This window comes from Dokdonella immobilis (genome assembly GCF_900115085.1).
GTDB classification, from domain to species: Bacteria; Pseudomonadota; Gammaproteobacteria; order Xanthomonadales; family Rhodanobacteraceae; genus Dokdonella; species Dokdonella immobilis.
The window spans coordinates 1-19876 of the sequence record NZ_FOVF01000001.1; the positions used below are offsets into that span (position 1 = coordinate 1).

At 62.1% G+C, this 19876-nt stretch carries 14 protein-coding genes and 1 pseudogene; 6 read left to right on the forward strand and 9 right to left on the reverse strand.

Annotated elements, in window-relative coordinates; translation table 11 throughout:
* From BM125_RS19620 to BM125_RS20080, 3 genes and pseudogenes are all read right to left on the reverse strand, one after another.
* Positions 1–225, reverse strand: a pseudogene (locus BM125_RS19620) (IS110 family transposase); the annotation flags it as partial.
* Positions 226–580: 355 nt separating this feature from the next.
* Positions 581–1216: an outer membrane protein gene (locus BM125_RS00005; protein WP_175497766.1), complete on the reverse strand. Its 636-nt coding sequence runs from the start codon at positions 1214–1216 to the stop codon at positions 581–583.
* Between the two features lie 344 nt (positions 1217–1560).
* The gene (locus tag BM125_RS20080; RefSeq protein ID WP_175497767.1) at positions 1561–2043 is read right to left on the reverse strand and encodes a TerB family tellurite resistance protein; all 483 of its coding nucleotides are present in this window, start codon (positions 2041–2043) and stop codon (positions 1561–1563) included.
* Between the two features lie 265 nt (positions 2044–2308).
* Here BM125_RS20080 and BM125_RS00015 point away from each other — a divergent pair, with 265 nt between their 5' ends.
* A complete protein-coding gene (locus BM125_RS00015) occupies positions 2309–3148 on the forward strand; it encodes a hypothetical protein (protein ID WP_092403846.1) in 840 nt (279 codons plus the stop codon).
* A gap of 227 nt (positions 3149–3375) precedes the next feature.
* Here the strand turns inward: BM125_RS00015 and BM125_RS00020 are convergent, their stop codons facing one another.
* From BM125_RS00020 to BM125_RS20390, 4 genes are all read right to left on the reverse strand, one after another.
* Complete coding sequence (locus BM125_RS00020) at positions 3376–4149, reverse strand: hypothetical protein (RefSeq protein ID WP_092403847.1); 774 nt, start codon at positions 4147–4149, stop codon at positions 3376–3378.
* Between the two features lie 297 nt (positions 4150–4446).
* A complete protein-coding gene (locus BM125_RS20930) occupies positions 4447–5022 on the reverse strand; it encodes an META domain-containing protein (RefSeq protein WP_092403848.1) in 576 nt (191 codons plus the stop codon).
* Positions 5023–5600: 578 nt separating this feature from the next.
* Positions 5601–8564 carry a carboxypeptidase-like regulatory domain-containing protein gene (locus BM125_RS00030; RefSeq protein WP_175497769.1) on the reverse strand — a complete coding sequence of 988 codons (2964 nt, stop codon included), beginning with the start codon at positions 8562–8564 and terminating at the stop codon, positions 5601–5603.
* A 501-nt stretch (positions 8565–9065) separates the two neighbouring features.
* Positions 9066–9308: a hypothetical protein gene (locus BM125_RS20390; protein WP_217647775.1), complete on the reverse strand. Its 243-nt coding sequence runs from the start codon at positions 9306–9308 to the stop codon at positions 9066–9068.
* 1371 nt (positions 9309–10679) lie between these two features.
* Here BM125_RS20390 and BM125_RS00040 point away from each other — a divergent pair.
* Positions 10680–12593: a M61 family metallopeptidase gene (locus tag BM125_RS00040; protein ID WP_092403851.1), complete on the forward strand. Its 1914-nt coding sequence runs from the start codon at positions 10680–10682 to the stop codon at positions 12591–12593.
* Between the two features lie 502 nt (positions 12594–13095).
* On the opposite strand, the gene BM125_RS00045 is transcribed toward BM125_RS00040, so the two are convergent.
* On the reverse strand, positions 13096–13812 hold the full coding sequence (locus tag BM125_RS00045) for a transposase (RefSeq protein WP_139224784.1): 717 nt from the start codon (positions 13810–13812) through the stop codon (positions 13096–13098).
* Positions 13813–13978: 166 nt separating this feature from the next.
* On the opposite strand from BM125_RS00045, the gene BM125_RS19625 reads away from it, so the two are divergent.
* Positions 13979–14629: a hypothetical protein gene (locus BM125_RS19625; protein WP_139224785.1), complete on the forward strand. Its 651-nt coding sequence runs from the start codon at positions 13979–13981 to the stop codon at positions 14627–14629.
* Between the two features lie 95 nt (positions 14630–14724).
* Here the strand turns inward: BM125_RS19625 and BM125_RS00050 are convergent, their stop codons facing one another.
* Positions 14725–16218: a choice-of-anchor Q domain-containing protein gene (locus tag BM125_RS00050; RefSeq protein WP_175497771.1), complete on the reverse strand. Its 1494-nt coding sequence runs from the start codon at positions 16216–16218 to the stop codon at positions 14725–14727.
* Positions 16219–16580: 362 nt separating this feature from the next.
* Here BM125_RS00050 and BM125_RS00055 point away from each other — a divergent pair, with 362 nt between their 5' ends.
* The 3 genes from BM125_RS00055 to BM125_RS00065 are packed head-to-tail and all read left to right on the forward strand — an operon-like array spanning position 16581 to position 19701.
* Complete coding sequence (locus BM125_RS00055; RefSeq protein WP_175497773.1) at positions 16581–17429, forward strand: N-formylglutamate amidohydrolase; 849 nt, start codon at positions 16581–16583, stop codon at positions 17427–17429.
* Positions 17426–18610, forward strand: a complete 1185-nt coding sequence (locus BM125_RS00060) for a peptidase MATCAP family protein (protein WP_281243913.1) — start codon at positions 17426–17428, stop codon at positions 18608–18610. The genes BM125_RS00055 and BM125_RS00060 overlap by 4 nt, the downstream gene beginning before the upstream one ends.
* On the forward strand, positions 18607–19701 hold the full coding sequence (locus BM125_RS00065) for an ATP-grasp domain-containing protein (protein WP_217647776.1): 1095 nt from the start codon (positions 18607–18609) through the stop codon (positions 19699–19701). Before BM125_RS00060 ends, BM125_RS00065 begins: the two co-directional genes overlap by 4 nt.
* The last annotated feature ends 175 nt before the right edge of the window (positions 19702–19876 follow it).

A 19876-nucleotide genomic window follows, 5' to 3' on the forward strand; every position in this document is an offset into this window, starting at 1 on the left:
CGGAATCAGCAGTACGCGGTGCCCCAACGCCTGCAAACGGCGGCCCCAATAATTCGAACTGCCACAAGCCTCCATGGCAATCGAGGTGATCGGGAGCTGGTGGATGAACTGGGTGAATTTGCCTGCCGAAAACCGGCGGTTCGATTTCACTTGGCCTTCGGCATCCAAGACGCAGACCTGATAGCAATTCTTTGCAAGATCGATGGCAACGAGACTAGGATTCATGACGGACGCCTCCTCATCTGTGACTGGTCGGTAGTACTTCCAGTCTGGCGCAACGTGACGCCGTAGGTGAAGGAGGCGTCCATCTCAACACCCACTTTCTGCGTGGCCTGAACCTCTCAGACCACGCCGGGTCCTCCCCAAGGGGGTGACTTAGCCCGATTCGAGACATCCACTTTCTTCCTTGATCTGGGGGGCTGGAGTCCGCGCCTCCCGATCACATCTTCGCCGAAGGTTTCGGCCCCGTGATGCGGTGACCCGCGTCGTCTCGGCGCACAGTGAAGACGCCTTCGTCTGCACCCATACTGATTGCCTGAAATACGTCTGGCGCCGATTTCGGCGCCAGACGGGAACGCGTTCAGAAGCGGAATTCACCGCTCATCGAAACGACGTCGGGATCGACGCTGGCTCCGTGGTCCCGAATCCGATGGTAGTCGTAGTGGAGGCCGATGCTGACGGCATCGCTGACGTCGAACCCCACGCCTGCGCCGGCGTACCAGCCATCGGCATTCGAATTGAAGCGCTCCCGAATGACCGAGCCATCGAGGGCGGTGTAGCGGAGGCGCGTATCGATGCCTGCGTGAAGATATCCGGCACGGCCATCGACATACCAACGGGGAGCAAAGTTGAACCGCCCGGTCGCGCCCAGCGTCCACCCATCAACCTGGGTGTGCCCGCGTCCGGTTACGGTCACGGAGTCGCCCGGCGGCGTCCCCAAAGGGTCCAGGGTGACGAACGTCGCCGGAAACGAGTAGTTACCAAAGTCCACGTAGCCTGCTTCGACACCGAGCAGTCCGCCTGGCGAGATGGCCCAGCGATACCCGCCGTGAAGGCCATAGCTGGTTTCATGCTTGTCGCCCAGGCCACCATCGAGTGAAGCGCTGCCGACGTTGGCATTGACGAAGGTGCCGTCGACGGTTTGCGCGTGTACCCCTAGGGGCAAACCGAGCATCCCGCAGGCGGCCAGCGCTACCCGAACAAGTGAATGTTTCATCGTTTTGAACTCCGTATGGTGTGGGCGAACTGCAGGCACCTCATCTTCGATGAGTGCCGATCCAGTTCGACTCGCCCGGGCCGGATTCGTTCCCAACGCGATCCGGGACACCCACTTTGTGCGTGGCCTGATCGCCATTCGGGACGCCATTCGGGACAGCCACTAACCGATTGCGATTCGAGACACCCACTATTTGACCAGGGATCGCCTGATCGCAATACCTGGCGGCAATCTCGATGGATGACTGACCGACTGCGGCGCAGATCGGTCGAAATTCGGACTCACTAGCGCTTCAATAGACCTTATTCGACAAATGAATGGGCAATTTACTTGGGCCGCCCACTTCAACCGGCGGCTTCACCACGAATCATCGTGAGCCGAGCATCGATCACGCTGCGCGGCAAGCCGAACGCATCCGTCAGTGTCTCGAGCGCGACGCGCTCGTGCTTGAAGACGCGACCGTCGGCGGCGACGAGACGCAGCAGCGTATCGTAGAGGCGGCGGATCTCGGGGCTGCCTTTGGGATGCAACGCGAGAAAGCGTGTGACCTCGACCGCGACATCGATCTTGCGATGCTGGCCACGCAGGAAGGCAGCCTGTGCGATGGCCTTGCCTTTGGTTGGCAGGTTGAGCTCTTCGACGAGGCGGTTGGCAAACTCGGCCTCGTGGCTGGTGACAACGCCATCGGCCTTGGCGAGCCAGCCGATCAGGCCAAATGTCACCTCGAGCGTAACGATCCGCGTCTCATCCAATGTTCCGCCCGAGAACAGCCCGCCCATTGCCGAGCGCAGGTCGCGCAGCACACCTCCGAAACCGTCGTCGCCCATGATTCTTCTCCGTGCCCTTGCCCGCGCCCATGATGCGACGAACGGCCTTGCGGCGGAAGGGGGAATAGCGCGCACGCGCGGCCCAGGACGCGCGGTTCGGAACACCCACCATCCCTTAGAATTGCAGGTGTCCTGCGACATATGCAACCTCCCTGAAACTTCTCTGCCCTGCTGGTGTTCTGAAGCGTCTCCGCCCCATTTCGACTCACATTTCAAAAGCACCTTGAGGGTCCGCCGCTTGACGCTTCTACCTATCGCCGTCGGCATGAGCAAGACGCCGCGCGGAGTCGTCGACCCGGCTTTGGATCGGTTCGAGCGCGTGCGACGCTGGGCGGCCGCACTGCTGACGGCGCTGATTCATGGGCTGTTCGCACTCTTTTTGATGTCGCCGCCTGCACCCACCAGCATGACGACGCCGCAGGGCCAGGCGGACGGCCGCTCCATGGAAGTGACGCTGATCGACGAGTCGATCAGTCTGCCCCCGCCCGAGCCGGAACCCATGCACCGCAAGCCAGTGCGCCCCAAGAAGCCGAAGAGATCGCGCGCAATCGCACCCATCCCACCCACTCCGGTCGTGCAGTCCACCCTTCCGATGCCTGCCCCGATGGCAGACATTTCCGACACCCCGCCCGAACCGCCCACTCCCGAGCCCGAGCCGACCGACACGGCACGCGAGACCGAGGAGCGGCCTGTGATTCCGTTTGGCCGGCAACCGAGCGTGCGCCAGGATGACAACGCCCGGGCCAACGCGGCCTTGGCTGCCAAGCTCGGTAGCCGCCGCGGGCGCAGCAACAAAGCGGCCCCGGCCGGAACCAACATGGGCGTCGATGGCTTCCACGTCTACTACGACCTGGCCGACGAAGACCGTTTGCGTGCCTGGCGCAAGCAAGGCATGACCGAACTCTTTCTTCCGATGCCCGGCACCTTGCGGCTCATGGTCTGCCCGCTGGAAGTGGCGTTGCGGCGAGGCTCCAGTGAGTGCCGCATGGTCGAGATGGATTCACCGGAACTCAGGTTTATCGGCGACGCCCGCGAGGTCATCGATGTACAGCGGGTCTACCATCGGGGCGATGAAGTCTGGAGCGGACCGGGCGACTACCGCTAGTGTGGTGTCTCGCAAATAACGCGAAGAAATTCCGGATGGATTTCATGGCGAGACAAGGCGCGAGGAGGAGTCATAGTGGGCACTATGGCGACGACGAGCAACGCAGTATCGCCGTGAAAGACGCCGGAATTATTTGATGGTATTTGTGAGACACCACACTAGTGAGGGTCTCTCACAATCCCGGATTGCGATTCGAATGGATAAGTGCCCAGACCGACTCACGTGCCTCAATTAGTCCGGCCATAGACTTCATTGAGCAGAGTATCCAAGGCCTGGCGAACACCGGGGGCGCTGGAGGGCTCATTTCGCAGCGCCATCAGTTGCTGCTGTGGCAGCTGCGCGCTGCATTGCGCGTACCATTCTCCGGATCGCGCGCAACGCCGGCGTACCAGCATCAGATACTCCACACTGCCGCCACAATCGGCCACGGTGTCCGGGTACTCACTCAGAACCTGATGCACGTCGGCAGGCCCTGTCTGCCTGACATACAGATGAGCGAAATAGACGCTGCACGAACGCACTCCTGCTGGACGTGGAAACAACTGCCTGAGCAGGGTCTCGATGGTTTGCAGATCCGACGCGCCGACACGTTCCTTTCGATAGTCGGCGCCTCTGAACACGTCCAGCATCGTTTCACCGAGGCGCCGACGAATCGTGTCGCTGGTGCCGCTATGCACGATTTTCATTGCCGTGGCGAAGCGACCGTCCAGATCCGCCTGGCTCAGAATATTCTCGATCTCCTTGGTCTTGACCATGATCTCCCGCGTCGGCGATAGCTCAGCGTGAATCATCATGTACATACTGATGATCAGGGTCGCCGAACCAGCCAGCAACACACCGCCGGCAAGCATCCATGGCCTGGCCGCCTTGCCCTTTGATCGCCTGCGCCAATGAATGAGCAGGGCGACCATCGCGGCAATCAACATGACATACGCCACCGGCTGGAGCGACATCACGAAGGCTACTAGCAGCATCGCCAACAGAGCGGCGAAAACGAACATGAATTGGCTCCAGGGTGCGGGCATCGGTCCCGGAACGGGAACCCAATGTCGGGGCAGTTTCGAAGGTTGACTTTACGCGACGCGAGCAAGCGACCCTGCCACCACGCGATCCGGGACATCCATGATTTTGGCATTTGTGGGTATACCGGATCGCGCGTCAATGCGGCCCCGGCTGTACATGAGGCGTTTCCGTACCAATTTTTCTGGTTTCTCGGCTCGGGCACTCCTCTCCGTCGCCTGAATACTCCTGATGGGTGCCCGAGACTGCTTCATTCGTTTTCGCAATCTCCGGAACCTCTACGGATGTGCTCCGTTCGTTTCGACAGCCGTTGTTCCGAAAAAATCCAGAATATCACCCGCATCCGTCATCAGTCGCAATCGAGGCTGCGCGTTTCGCTGCAACTGAACGCAGGGCTGATCACTAAGTCGGTCGCGAATTTCCTCATCCAGGTTCGCAATTTTCGGCTCGTGACATGCGCTGAGCGTACTCGTCATGATTCCTATTGCGAGTCGGCCATTGAGGATCCTGTAGCTGCCGCCAATTCCGTTGCATGAGTTCAAGACTCCAAACCACCCCTTCTTGAAGGTCAACTCTAGGGGTCGTTTCGGGAAGACGAATAGTGCATCGATTCGCCGACCGGAGCGACTGACCGCACCCTGCAATTCCCATCGATAAGACGACAACAGCTCGTCGTCTGCCGACCACATTCCGGGAGGCCGCTCCAACTGCGAGTCATCAGATTGTGCGTAGTTGACGACTTGTCGCTCGCCGCACGCAGTCCCGGCAAATGCGTTTCCATCCGACCGAGCCGATCTCGCGCACCCCGCAAGTCCAAAGACCAGCATGAGAACCAAGAGCTCAAATTTGGACATGGCCGCTCACCCAATCCTGTAAGAACATCTGGTTGCGGATACCTAGAATCTCGACATCGGACCATCGCGATTCGGGACACCCATAATCTCATCTTTATAACCGACCGAGAAAGGATTCGTGGATGTCCCCGACTACTTTCACGAAATCCGGCACACTAACTGAGGTGGCCGAATCAGCCGTCTATCGGTACGCTGGCTGGATGTCCCCTGAGAGTAGTTCGATGACGACGCGGTTTGTTCATGCTGTTCGGGACACCCACATCGTATTTGGCGCAGACCTGTCAGCCCATATCGGGTCCTTGCCCATCGTTGAGCCTCTGATCGGCGTGGAGAAACAACGAGTCCGCCACTATCGCTACCCACCGATAAATGGCGACTCGGGACACCCACCTTCTACGCATCCAGGTCCTCTCAGGCATACGGGCGCTCTCACACGGGATGCCTGGAGACCCGCGGACCAACAATCGATGTCCTGGGTGTCCGGGTTCCGAGTTCGGCCTGCCTACCGGTCGGCCCTGATTCCCAAAGCCCTGGTTCGATCGTCCAGAAATGGGCACGAATCGGCGAACGGCCCTTCTTCAATGCGGACTGCCGGCTGGCCATGGCTGCATCGGCCCAGGCTTCCGCGTATCGGTGCCGCAGGCCATCGGTGCATTCGATTGTGGGCCCAGGGGGCGTCCGAATGGCAGTGCGGACTCCGGATCGAAGCCATTGGCAAAGATCGGCCTGCTCAGTCCAGCCAGCGCGGCCAGTTTTTCGAACGTGTTCTGGGTGGGAGCGGAACCGCAGTAGCAGCTCCCGGGAGAACCGGTACCGCATTGCGAATCGACATCGGCAAACGATTTCATCCCGCAGCCTTCCAGATAAGTCATGTGGTCGGGACAATAGAATTCGTGGTCGAGCCCCATGAGATGTCCGATTTCATGCGCGGATACGATACAGAGTTCCGCAATGTCCTCACCATACGTGCTGGCGAAGCCGAATGCGATCGCGTTTTCCAGGGGAACGCCACACGCCCACGGGGCCACGCCGCCAACGCTCGAGTCCTGGCCAATCACCGAGGGGAACGTGGTGAACATGTATTCGCGATGGATCACGTTGCCCGGATCCGCTGTCGTTACATTTATGGAGAACGGCGCAAAACTGTTCCGCACGCACTGCACGACCTGATCGAAAACGGCATCCGAAAACGGGAACGGCGGCAACACATGCGTCGAGTTGATGATCGATGAGCGGTTGGTGATGGCATTGTCGAGACCTGGGCTCACCACGCAGCCGTTCGGCTTGCAATTGTTGATATAGACGAGCCTGGGAGTTTGCGTCCCGGCATTTCCGCCATCCAGGTCGGCGTTGATACCCGTAGCGTTAATGGGGGGCACCAGGGCGATCGGCGTGGCAATGACTGGATCGCAGCTGGATGCCGTGCAGGGCAGGCTGTCGAACAGCTGCGAATCGAATCCAATGGCATCGAAACGCACCCGGTAGCTGCCACCCGCCAATGCACCGGTCGCGTACGTACCGTCGCTTGCGGTTCCCGCCAGCGCGACTTGCAGCCCGGATGCGTCGTAGACAGTCACCGTCGCATTGGCGATCGGCTGCAGGGTATTTGCCGACCTCACTTTTCCCGTGATTGCCGAACCAGGCGCAAGCAGAAAGTCGATCCCCGAGGTGGTCTCGCCGGGAATGGTTGCGAGCGGTTCGCCGATGATCGGTGAACATGCACCACCGGGGCACGGGATGTTGTCGTACAGCTCGTCGCGGAATCCGGCGGTCCGTGTGCGCGCAAAGTAAGGGCCGCTGCCCAGGCCTGTCGCCACATAGTTGCCGTTGCTGTCTGAACCTGCTCCGCCAACGACGACACTGTTCGCGTCGACGATCTCGACTCCACCGCCCGCGATGGCTGCGAGATTGCCCTCCTCGCGCAGTTGGCCGGCGATTTCGGCTCCCTTGCCGAGCGTCAGTTCGATGCCCGAAACCGACTCGCCCTTGGCCACATTCACCGCGCCGCCGATGGCCAGGTCGCACTGCAGATTGGGACATGGAACATCGGGGTACAGCTCGCCAAGGCAGTCCATCAGCGGAACCGGCCCGCAACCGCTGCCGTTGTTGCGGCCGGAGAAACGTACTTCACCGCCCGAGAGCACCGGAATCGCGAGTGTTGCTCCCGCATCGATGAAGAACTGCGAGCCTTGTGCAAATCCCGGCAGGAGCACGCGCAGTTCGGCGGGCAGCAGAGCGTTGCTGTCGGCGTCGCGCACGCCGATCGTGATCGATCCGGGTGGCGCAAGCGCGAAGTCGATGCCGGTTTGATCGACATCCCCACCCAGAGGAAGCAGTGTCGGCGACCCGGCACAAGCGAGCTTGAGGCATTGCGCGTTCGGAAAGAGCTCTTCGGCCAATGGTGGTGTCGGTACCGCGCGCATCGTGTAGACGCCAAACGGGACCTGCAGCGTGTACGACCCATCCGACAGGGTTGTCGTTTCGACCGTATCGCCACTGGATTCGCGTCGCGCCCGCACCGTTACTCCCTCGAGCGGGCCACCGCCTGCCAGTTCGGTAACGTGCCCCGATGCGGTTCCGGCCGAGCGCTGCAATGCGAAGTCGATGTTGGCGGTGGTCGCGCCGGCGATCACATCGACCGAGTCGCCGTTTTCCGGCGTGCACGCGTTGCCGTCAGGGCCTCCGCAAGGCCGGTTGTTCCAGAGCCTGGGCAGATAGGTCGCCTCGGGGCGCGCGACGATACGATAGCTGGCAGCGGGCAATGGTTCGACGGTCTCGTATTCGGGCGTGAATGTCTGGAAGGCAAAGAGGAAGCTTCCGTCCGGCTTGTAGAACTCGATTTCGGCGGCCGCGTCGAGCGGAGCGCCATCGCTCTGCCTGCGCAGCGTGCCGCTGACGATACCGCCGCGTTCAACGATGAAGTCGATTCCCGTCACATCGGCAGCGGCCATCGTCACAGGTGTTGCACCGCCAGAATCGCAGGTGAGGATGTTGCAAGGTACGCCGGCAAAGTACTGTCCCAGCACCCCGCTGCCGCTGCCAACGCGAACGCGATAACTGCCGTCGGCAACTCCGACGGCGTAGTGCCCCGTGCTGTCGGTCACTCCGATGGCCACATCCGAACCATCGGTCGCTTCCATTCGAATCGAAAGATCCGCGACAGGTTCGAGCGTGCCTGCGAGTTGTACGATGCCGCCGATCGTGTGCAACGAGACAAGTGCGAAGTCGATGCCGGTGCGATCCTCGTTGCCCGTGACCGTGATCAGTGTGGCCTGGCCGACATCGCACGGCGGACACGAAACATCGTCGTAGAGTTCGGTCCCGAACCCTGTGGCAGTCGCGGCGATGACGTAGGTCCCGGCTGGCACGGTCAGTACGAAGTGACCGTCCGACGCGGTGAATTGCTGGTTCTCGATACCGAGATCCGCGACGCGGAAGGCGAACACCTGCGCGCCCGCTATGGCCGTCGCGTCGCCGTCTCGCGTGACCTGTCCGCCGATGGTTGCGGCCGTTGCCGCGCCAGATGCGAGCAAAAGGGCCAAGAATCCAGTGTGCAATGTGCGCATCACACCCCCCGCACAACATTCCCCCGGAGCGTCCGGCGCATCGAAACAGCCATTCCGTACGCGAATTCGCGAAGTATATGCCTGCAGATGATGCGTCAGCCATCACTGGCTACATCGCATCAGGCGGATCCGGGAAGGCAGATCCCGGACACCCGCCCGGATCCCGGGAGACCCCGGAAACCCACATTTTGGGGGATCCCGGGCACCCACATGTTGCCTGGCCTGTACCCGACCCCGACCTTCGATACCGCGACTCGATATCGACAAGGAGACTTCGAGCCGTTGTCATGCCCACAGAGCGGCCAAAAGCCGCGGCACTGTCGGTAGGAAATGGCTGTCAATCGCCAGGGGACCGGAACGGTTTTGTGGATTTCCCGGGTTGTTCGTTGTCCGCGCTGCTCGCCGGCCCGGCACTGCCGGAAGCCGAGCGCGCACGCATCGAGGCAAATGCATGCTTCGGTCTTGCCGCGTCGGCGCTCAGTTGAGCGCCATGAAGCAGAACGCGTTCGGATAGCTGTTGTTGAGCAGCGGTGCACTCGGGCTTCCCATCTGGGCGGTGAAATTGCCGACCGCGCGCGAGATCACGACCGGCACGTTCGGGTAGCGGCCGCCGTCGGGAATGTAGATTTCCGGATTGAGGCTCGTGAGCGAGATCGTCGGGGTCGTCGCGAACGCGGTGCCGAAGTTCACCGTGTACGTCGTGTTGCTGCCCGTGACCACCGAACTGCAATTGCCCGCGCACGACGACGTCCAGCCTCCAGACCCTGCCGATAGCGTCGAACCATCGGAGGCAACGCAGCCGTGAACGATGCGCGAAACTCCATTGGCGACACCCGTGGCGCCGGTCGCACCGGTGGCGCCGGTCGCGCCAGTCGCACCCGTGGCGCCGGTCGCACCCGCCGGTCCGGCGGTGCCGACGGGGCCTTGCGCACCGGTCGGACCGATCGCACCCGTGGGTCCAATGGCTCCTGCTGGACCTTGTGCGCCCGTCGGTCCGATGGCGCCTGCCGGACCTTGCGCGCCAGTCGGCCCGGCGACACCCGCGGGCCCGGTCGCGCCTTGCGCGCCCGTTGCACCTGCCGGCCCGGCCGCACCCTGGGGCCCCGTCGGGCCGATCGCACCTGCGGGTCCCGTGGCACCAGCGACGCCCGCTGCTCCAGTGGCTCCAGTGGCACCCGTCGCACCCGTGGTTCCGGCCGCGCCCGCGGCGCCTGTGGCACCCGCGGGACCCGTTGCACCGATCGGACCCGCCACCCCGGTCGCACCTGTCGCCCCCGCCGGGCCGATTGGTCCCGTCGGCCCTGCGGGACCCGTCGCACCGGTTGGGCCGGTCGGTCCCGCGATCGAAGCACAGCGGATCAGCTGACCGTCGGCTGCATGGCACACGCCTTCGGTGCCGGTCGCGGTCGCCGGAAGGCCGGGCACGTAAACGCGCCCATCACTCTCGACGCGGAAGCGCTCGGTACCCGTGCCGTCCTCGCGAATCGAAACCGCGCCGCCCGCCGCGGGCGACAGTTCGATGTCCTGCGCGATTGCGCTCGCACCCGGAAGCAAAAGGAGCAGCGCGAACGGCAACGGTTTGCGACGCTGGAGAAAATTCGTCATTGGGGACCTCGCATGTGTTGGCGGTTACAGGCGGGACCGACTGACGTCCGACCACGTGACACCTTCGCATTGCTGTCGATGCCGTGCGTATCGGCGGCGAATGGCCGCTCCCCTTCGGGGAAGGGTAGTTCACAATGGGGAAGGTTGGCAATTGGGCGCTGCGCACTGCTAAGCGAAGCGTTCGATCCACCCGCATCGCCAATTCGATTCGAGTGTTCAGGACATCCATGCATCGCTCGACCCCAGGCTTCGATCCACTCCCACCGGTGCCCACAGGACCCCCTGCCATGAGTGTCCTCGCCAAAAAGCACGGCGCGCCGAACGTACCCGACCAGGGGCTCCAAATTTTCCTCCCGGCGTGTCGCCTGCCGGCGGATGCTCGGATCCAGAAGGCGCAGCAGAGATGTGAGATCTCGCGCACTCGTGAAGGTGGCCGAGTCAGGCGTCTATCGGTACGCTGACTGGAAGCCCCCGGAGAGCCGTTGGATGACGACGCGTTTTGACCGCCTTATCGTGATTGTGCTGGCTCATTTTCTTCAGGGTGGCGCAATAGGCGCGCAGACTGCGCCCGGGCCGGTCTATGTCAATCCGGTCGTCGCGATTCCAGCACCGGTCGATCGCCCTTTCGACGGAAAAATCGAACTCCATGTCGACGCCACGGACATTCAGCACCGCATATTCACCATCCGTCAGCGTATTCCGGTCGCCAAGATCGGTGCCGTCACCCTGCTCTATCCGCGATGGGAACCCGCCAGCCATGGGCCGAGTCTGACCGTCACCGACCTGGCGGGTCTGGTCGTGGAAGCCGGGGGCCGCTCGATTGCATGGCGACGAGATCGCTATGAGCCGCACGCCTTTCACCTCGACGTGCCGCCGGATACCCGCGTTATCGACGTGCGTTTCCAGATGGTCGCCGGGGGTGACGCCCTGACGCCCGATGTTGTGGCTGTGCCGTGGCAAAGACTCATCCTCTACCCCGCCGGTTGGTACGCCCGCGACATTCCTGTGGCCGCGGCGCTGACGCTGCCGGATGGATTGCACCCTTTCACCACGCTGGACGTCGAGCACACGGAAGGTTCGACCATCCGCTTCGGAACGACGACCCTGGAAACACTCCTTGACGCGCCGGTGCTGGCGGGCCGCCATGCGAAGCGGGTGCCACTGACCATAGCCGGCCGCGGAGCGGTCTCGCTCGACTTGATTGCGTTGCGGCCGGAAGATCTTGCCATCCCCGAAGCACGTCTCGCCGAGCTTCGGAAACTGATCGCGCAGATTCGGGCGGTCTTCGGCGCCACGCCTTTCGAACGTTACGAGATACTGGCGCGGCTGAGCGACGAGGGCTCCGCCGGCGGCACGGAGCATCGGGCGTCGAGCGAAAACGAATTGGCGTCGACGCACTTCCGCGACTGGCCCGGTCAAATCCTCTCCCGTGACCTGATCGCCCTCGAGATCATCCACGCCTGGAACGGTTTCTACCGCACTCCCGCCGATATGTGGGCGCCGACGCCGAACGTTCCCGTCTCGGGCAGTCTGCTGTGGATGTACGAGGGACAGACCGAGTTCTGGGGGCGCGTACTGGCAACGCGCGCGGGTCAGTTCACTCCGGAAGAGCTGCGCGACAGACTGGCCATCGAAGCGGCCGAAGTCGCCGCGCGGCCGGGCCGGGCCTGGCGCCCGCTCTCGGACGACGTCAACTATCCTTCCTTCATGCTGCGCCAACCGGTGCCATGGCGCGACTGGCAGCGGCGGCGCGACTACTACTCGGAAGGCGTCATGCTGTGGCTGGCGGTAGATGCCGAGCTGCGCGAGCGCAGCGGGGGGCATCGCAGCATCGACGATTTCGCACACCGTTTCTTCGGCGGTGCCGTGCCGGGCGCTGCGACCCGGACTTACACCTTCGACGACCTATGCGAGACGCTGAATGCTGTCGCGCCCGGTGACTGGAATGGGTTCCTCCAGAGCTGGCTTGATGGACATGACGAAATCGACACGTCCATGGGTTTGACCCGGCATGGCTGGAGACTGATCTTCACCGATATACCCACGGAGGCTTTCCGCGCCGGCGAGGACGAGTCCGGCGTTACCGACCTGACGTACTCGATCGGACTGACCGCGCGCGAGGATGGAACGGTGCGCTCAGTAGCGTGGAACGGTCCTTCCTTTCGCACCGGCATGCGGACGGGCGTGCGGATCCTGCGTGTCAATGGCGCAGCTTTCGGAAAAGATGCATTGCTGGCTGCCGTCCGCGATTCCGTGAACCATTCCATCGTCCTGACCATCGAACAGGATGGACGCAAATCGGACGTTCGCATCAACTACGCCGGGCCCTTGCGCTATCCGCGTCTGGAGCGGATTCCGGACAGAACCGATACCCTTGCCCGGTTGCTTGCTCCACGGTAAGGCGGGTTGGGGAGGTAGCGCGGTCGCAGGTGCATCCGCAATGCTTCGGCGCGATCCGCGTCGATCCGGGACATCCATTTTCCGCTCGGGCACGATTCGAGACACCCACATTCGTGGCGGCCGCACGAGCGAACGACCCGGCACAACCATTTTCTGCTTGCCTGTGCCGACTCAGTCCATTGCGGGCCATTCGCCAACATGGGCACCTGATGGACGTGGGACAACAGCGCATCCGCCGCTGTCGACACTCACTGACCCCATTTGCGACTTCGAATGCCTGTTCACGGACGGCGCGAAAACCGGCCACTGCCGATCCAGGTGACCTCTCGACAAATTCCGATTCAGGGATGCCGAAGCCTCATCAGCAAGCGGGCACCACTGACGCCCTTCATCCAGCGCTGTCCCATGGACAGCGCCTTCTCAACCAGGGACGGGGCACTGCCAATGGCGCGGAAGTACCGAGTCTCCGTGCCAAACGTCTGCGTGCTCCATTGCTGCTCGGTCAGTGCTTTCGCAGGACGGACGGTGCAGTCGCGGAGATTGGACTTCCCTTGCCGCCACGCGTCACTCGAGCGGTCCAGTCGATGACCTCGAGGCAATCGGCAACGCTGAGTGGAAGGCCCGTGCTTGATGGAATTGATTGAATGCCCGATAGCGGTCTCGATGCGGCGCATGCATCGTTCTCGATCGCCGCTATCCTTTGAAGAGCGCTCGTGTGGACTGAAGTTTGGAGATTCTCGGCGACTCCGGCCTGAATCGGATTCAGATCGACGTAGCTCATGCACGTGAGTACTGCGGCGTCATCGAGCAGCGCCTGGCACATGTAGCGACCTTCCCAGAAGCGTCCAGTGCAGGCATCTTCACGATTGGCCCGCCGCGCAATCGGTTCGTTGAGGCTGCGCATGAACCAGGCCAGGCTGCCGAGGCGCTGCCGGCAAATCTTGATACGATCGGCATTGCAAGGCAGGTTGTGCTTCTTGACCTCGCAGGCGGCGGTATCAATGTCCCCGTCGACCGTCGCCGGGAACAACCGGACCCAGCGTTGACCGACCTCCTCATCCGTCCACGGGTTCGCTGCATCCGGATCGATCCGCAGTACGACATGGCTTCTGCGTCGTCCGGACCTCAGCGACCATCCTTGACCTCCCCCTTCTGTCGGAATTGTGGGTGTCCCGGACTGGCCCAGACTGGCCTCCCGTCGGCGCGCCGCGATCTGCACGCAAGTAGGTGTCGTGAGGGGTTGCCACTTGCTCGGCCCCCTGGATCAAAGGTTACGTCCGAGCGGGAATCACCGGAATAATTTCGCCTGTATCGTGCGACGAATCTTGCCACACTGACGTCCTTCTCTTCGGAACACCGAATTGGACCCGGCTTGGAGAGTGTGAATGAAGATGCATCTGGTACGTGTTTCGATGACTCTGTTGTTCCTTTCACTCAGTTTTCCGGCTTCGGCGCATCTTGAAAACAACAATCCGCGAGCGTCGATTGCGTTCTTGGGACCGCATGTCATCACGGGTCCGGCCGGAGCCACGATGCCGGGGCTGTTCAAGGTGCGCGTGATCGACGCCCAGGGAATCCCTATGGCCGGGTTGAAGGTTTGGTTCTACAACAACCTGACAGTAGGGACTCCAGAAAACCCACCTCCACCGGCCAGTCCCGGCAGCTTTCAGGGTCTGGAGGATCCCCTCGGCGTAATTACGGATGCCGACGGAATCGCCACATCGCCGCCGTACCGAATTGGCGCCAGCAGCCACGATGTAGTGGCTGGCATCTACGGGATAGCAGGGCCCGAGAATTCAGTGGTCGGCTTTCCTCCACTGGTGGCGTACTTCCATCTCAACTACGCGCCACCGGAGCCACCTGCCTCACCACCACCCCCGCCGCCAGAAATCCCTCCTTTGCCCCAAGGTTCTGCAGCGGCGGTATCGCTAACGGCGGCATCCGCACCCACACTAGCAAGCTTCGTGCTCGCTCTGGCAATACTTGCTCTGTTCCATTTGCGCAAATACAGACTGACTGGAGATCACAGGCGCTGACGGCATTGCAGCACGGTTGAAAGTGCATTTGCGCGATCAGCGCGCGTGATCCGGACGCGATTCCCGAAAGGGCAGATGGGCGCGAGGCGATGGACTCATCCTTGCTCGAACCCATCGGCGAAGATCACATCGACGGCCACTTCGACCGCGCCAATATCGCACTGCGGACCCTGCGGTCGCTCGATGCCGCGCTGATCGGTCGCAGGGCAACCCGTATTGGTTCCGGCATCGACGGCCGCGCTGCCCGCCGCGGGCAGCATCGTCGGCGTCGCCCCTCCGTTGTCGGTGAGCGGGCCGAGCAGCGGATCGACGTCGAGGTTGCCGGTGCCCGAGCTGAAAGCGGTGTCGGTACCGCCGCCAAAACGAGCACTGCCCGCATCGCCACCTTCGACGACGCTGTAGAGCATCGTCGATTCGGAGCTGCCGCCGCCTGCTTCGCGGTAATAGATCTCTGGGCCGTTGCCTGAAGACGCGCTGTCGCCCCAGAGAATCACGTTCCGGTATGTCGGATGGACCACTCCGGCGTCGGCCGTGTTGTAGATCGCTCCTCCATAGCCAGCCTGGTTGCCGTGGAAGGTCACGTTGACCAGCACCGGGCTGCTATTACCGCCCTGGGACGTTCCATTGCAGATCGCACCACCCAGACCCGTCGAGCTGTTGTTGCTGAAAGTGACATTGGTCAGCAAGGGGTGACTTACGCCGCTGGCACCCGTGCTTGAGTTGAGCATGGCGCCGCCGAGGTTCTGCGTGCTGTTTCCGCTGAACGTGACGCCGCTGAGGATGGGACTGCTATTGCCATTGGCGTTGCCCTGGTTATACATCGCGCCGGCGCGTTGGTTCGACCGGTTGTCGCTGAACACGACGTCCGTCAGCACCGGGCTGGCAACGCCACCGTCCCCATAATTGTAGATGGCACCACCGAAGCTGCTCGCGAAGTTGCCGGCGAAAGTCACGTGGTCGATCAGCGGACTGCTGGTTCCTTCGACGCCATCATTGAACAACGCAGCGCCCAGGGCCGCGCGATTGGCCATGAACGCGAGCTGGCGCAAAGTCGGGCTGCATTCATTTCCGTTGCCGGAGCCGTTGCAGTAGAGGCCCGCCCCTCTTCCCAACTGGACATCCAGGTAGTCTCCTGCAGTAATGGTGAAGCCGTCGAGCACCGTGCTTGCGGTGATCGACCCGGCCGACGTGGTTCCGTCCATCAGGACAAGGCGGCGACTGTTCGTCCCCTGGATGTCGGCCACGCTTTCGGCGATCTGATTGTTGTCGACGTCGATGTCGTTCCCGTCGATGTCGCCGGAAAGTACCGTCACGTTTGCCGCGGGATCGCGCGCATCGCGCGTGATCTCCGTGCCATTGAAGCCCCCATAGACGGCCACGCCCGGAGCCACGTGGAAACTGATGGTCGGATCCATGTCGGCCGTTGGCACGTAGACACCGGCCCTGACCCAGACTTCCGTGCAGGCCGACCGTGCCAACGCGGTTTGCAAGGTAAGCGCCTGCACACCCCAATCGCTGCCGTCACCGACCGTGGAGCCGAGGTCGGTGACGCGACAGATGTCCGCCTGGGCGTACGTAGTCCACGCCAAGGTGGCGAGTGCTACCGCGCCGATCAAGCGCTTCGAGTGGACAGGGATCACATGGATTCGGCCTGTGGATATCGCCACGGCATTCGAAGTATCGGAACGGCAAGTCATCGCGACGGCTCCCTGGCATTGAGTAGAGACACGCACCGAACAGGCCATGCCGCAACGAAGTTCGATTGCGGCGCGCGCATGAGGGTGCAGTCAACGATACGAACGCTTTTGTGAACCGCCACAATCTACGGGGTCAGGGTCTGACAGACCTTGAGATGATCCCCGGCGTTTCGATGCGCGAAACGCACGACCGTTCAGCTTCTGCTGCCTTCCGCTCACCGGGCGGTCATGTCCGGAGTGGAAGAATTCGACGAATGATTTATCGAGCCGACTACTCATCATTCTCAGCGCCGGAAGATTCCTTCGATTCCGTTTCGGGAACAGTGGGGGACTGGGAGTTGATCGCGGGAGATGGGCCCGTCATCGCTACCGCCATCCATGACGGCCACCACATCCGAGATTCGCTACTCCCGTTCCTTGCCATCGGCGACGCGGATCGGCGTCGTGAGGAAGACCCGCTAACCGCAATGTTGTTGAGTGCTGGCGACACCAAGCTGCGCATGCTCAGTTCGCGCTTCGAATTCGATGTGAACCGGGCTCGCGAGCATGCCATTTCCGACGATCCCGCCGACACCTGGGACCTCAGGATATGGAACACGTTGCCGGCGCCGGAGGTCGGGCGCTCCCTTTCTCGGTACGATGAGTTTTACCGGATGATCGAGAGCGTGTTGCGCGCGCATCTGGACCAATGGGGTTGTGCGCTGCTCCTGGATATCCACAGCTATAACCATCGTCGCGAGGGGCCGGCAGCGGCTCCTGCCGCGCAGCAGTCCAACCCCGACATCGACCTCGGCGTGACAACCCTCGACATGACGCGATGGGGCGATTCGGTCAGGAGGTTCGAAGCTGTCCTTTCCGGCACTGCCGTAGGGGGACGCTTGCCGGACGTACGTCGCAACGTGCGGTATGCCGGTGGCGGCCACTTTCCGGAATGGGTGTACGCACGATTTGGCACGGATGTCTGCACGATATCGCTCGAGTACAAGAAGATCTTCATGGACGAATGGAGCGGCACGGCCGATATCGCCGCCATCGAGGATCTGCGTGCAGGGCTGGAACGCGCGGTTTCCGCGGTGCGTGGCGACTTCGTCGCTTGTCGATGAATCGCACGACCCGCCCATTGCCTCCGATCGCTGCGCACGTCGATGCGGAGCTGGCTCGGCTGGATAGGGAAATCAACTGGCTGCTTGCGCTCTCCCCGATCCACAACGACAGCCTATGGTCGGACTTCAAGGATAGCGGCTATCGAACCATTGGCGAATTCGTGTATGCGCCCGTGCATCTGGACCTCGACGCGGCGCGCGAATCCCTGTTCGCGCTTCCCATGGAAGAGATCGAGTCGCCTCTGCTTGCGCCGCTCCTCGTGGAAAAGCAACGCGAGCTGGACCGGCAAATCGAGCTCATTCGATTTCGCGAGACAGACCGGTTTCTGCAGACCAGTCTCGACCTGTTCGGAGGTGTGGAACCGGGATTGCTGGAACTGGCACAGAGGATACTTGCCAGGGTTCGCCCAAGTTCCCCGCTCGAAGCAGATGCAGGAATCGATGCTGTGCTCGAGGCGGTGGAGGACGATGTGGCGTGGTACCGAAGCAGGGTTGCCGACTTCTCCATGCAGGTCGAGATCGACAGCGATCTCAACTCGATGATGATGGTCTCGCACGGCACGTTCTACGTCGACGACGGAATCTGCATTCCGTACGCGCGTGTCCAGCCTCTGGTCCAGCACGAAATAGGCACGCATGTATTGACGCGGCACAACGGTCGCAATCAGCCCTTGACCCAGCTGGAGGTCGGATTGGCGCACTACGACCCCCTGCAGGAAGGCCTCGGCGTGCTCGCCGAATACCTTGCCGGGTACCTTCCCGGCGAACGCCTGCGCATGCTCGCCGCACGGGTCGTTGCCGTCGACATGGTGATCCAGGGGGAGGACGTCCCTGCGATCTTCGAGCTCCTGCATGGCACCCACGATTTTCCAAGCGACGAGGCCTTCGATGTCGCAGTCCGCGCTCGGCGCGGCGGAGGCCTGACCAAGGATGCCGTTTATCTTGGCGGTCTCCGCGACCTCGTCGATTACCTCAACGACGGCGGAGCGTTCGAGCCTCTGTTCGTCGGCAAGTTCGCACTACCGCATCGGCCGGTACTCGACCAATTGATCGAAGAAGGCTGGGTAGCCCCGCCCGAGTTGCTGCCGCGCTATCTGTCCCACCCACGCGCAAGCGAGCGCCTACAGGCGTGTCGTGAGCTTTGCGTCGAAGACCTATTCCACGAGGAGCCGTGCCGATGAGCCGCGCTGTCCGCAAGAAACCGAACGCCAAACCCCGTGCCTCGATCAAACTCGGGTTCGTCATCAATGACATGGCTACCGAGAAAGACAACTACACGACCATCCGACTTGCCCGCAAGGCCATCAACCGCGGACACGAGGTCGTCCTGATTGGCCTCGGCGATTTTCTTTACGCCGCGGATGGGACTGTCCAGGCACGAGCCCATCGTCCCTCCTTGAAGAGGTACAAGGACGACAAGGCCTTGCTCGATGACCTCCAGGGTCCCAAGGCCCGGATCGAGAAGGTAATGGTGGAAGAACTCGATGTGTTGATGCTGCGCAGCGATCCGGCAGAAGAAATCGAAAAGCGCCCCTGGGCGCCGAACAGTGGCCTGTTGTTTGCACAATTGGCGGTGTTGAAGCATGTGATCGTGTTGAACGATCCGGTCCACCTTACCGACGCGTCGAACAAGACCTATTTCCAGCATTTCCCCGAAGTCGTGAGGCCAGTCACATGCATCACGATGGATGCGGCAGAGATACGCACCTTCATCAAGGATCGCGGCGGCAACGGCGTGATCAAGCCCTTGCAGGGTTCCGGGGGTCAAAGCGTCTTCGTGGTCACTCCCGAGAGCAAGGGCAACCTCAATCAGATGATCGAGGCCGTGACCCGCGATGGTTATGCCATCGTGCAGGAGTACCTGCCGAAAGCCGCCAAGGGCGATCTTCGACTGCTCATGTTGAATGGTCGCCCGCTGCGCGTGGACGGCACCTACGCCTGCGTGCGCCGGTTCAACGACAGCGGCGATGCACGAAACAACATCAGCGCGGGCGGAAAATACGAAATCGCCGTGCCCGACGAGGCGGTGTTGCGCCTGGCCGAGATCGTCGGGCCCAAGCTCATGCGCGACGGCATGTACCTGGCAGGTCTCGATATCGCCGGCGACAAGATGATGGAGATCAATGTCGATACGCCCGGTGGCATCACCATGGCCGACGATCTGACCGGGATCGATTTCAGCGGCGTAATCATCGACGATCTGGAGCGCAAGGTGCGCCTGCGCGACCAGTACAGCGGCACTTTGCCGAATACCGAACTGGCGATGATGTGACCTGGGGTCGATCGCGGCGCGCGGATACCTTTCGATTGTCGCGATTCGTCGCAGCGCGGCCGTGTGAACGGGGTATCCGGGTTCTCGGCGTCCCGGACCCGAACCGGATCGAGATCAACATGGCTCATGCGGGTTGGCACGGCGGCGGGCTGCAGTAGCGCCCCGTACCCGTCAC